This window comes from Prolinoborus fasciculus, from assembly GCF_056724605.1.
This window is the reverse complement of sequence record NZ_JBWZQN010000182.1, coordinates 1-504: the sequence shown is the minus strand read 5'-3', so window position 1 is coordinate 504 and position 504 is coordinate 1. Positions and strand designations below refer to the sequence as shown.

Below are 504 nucleotides of genomic sequence, written 5' to 3'. Positions count from 1 at the left end.
TTTTTCGCCCAGGCGGAGCTCGACCGCCCACACAAATAATGATGGATTTCATCCATAACAATAAAGACTTATATGGTGTTGATGCGATTTGTAGGATTTTACCGATCGCAGCTTCAACCTATTACCGAACTTTAGATCTCGCTGACAATCCAGAACATCGAGCGAAACGAGATCTACATGATAAGCATCATGCTGAACAAATTAAACGAATTTGGAAGGAAAGTTCAGGTCGATATGGTGTACGTAAAGTTTGGCAAAAATTGAAACGTGAAGGCTATGTTATTGCACGTTGTACAGTTGCTCGATTGATGCAGAAGCTAGATATACAAGGTGTTTGGCGTGGTAAGAACAAACAAACTACCCGCAACCGAGATGATCAAAAACGAGCAGATGATTTAGTGAAACGTAATTTTAGTGCTGATCGACCTGACCAATTATGGGTCAGTGACTTTACGTATATTCAAACTCATTCAGGCTGGGTCTATACCGCCTTTATTATTGATG

At 40.7% G+C, this 504-nt stretch carries 1 protein-coding gene and 1 other annotated feature; the gene reads left to right on the top strand.

Features of this window, described 5'->3' with window-relative positions; genetic code table 11:
- Positions 1-113 (top strand) — a sequence feature (AL1L pseudoknot). This feature is flagged as partial in the annotation.
- On the top strand, positions 1-504 hold a 504-nt coding region (locus tag AC1P5O_RS16855), incomplete at both ends, for an IS3 family transposase (protein WP_499006437.1). Its footprint overlaps the feature before it by 113 nt.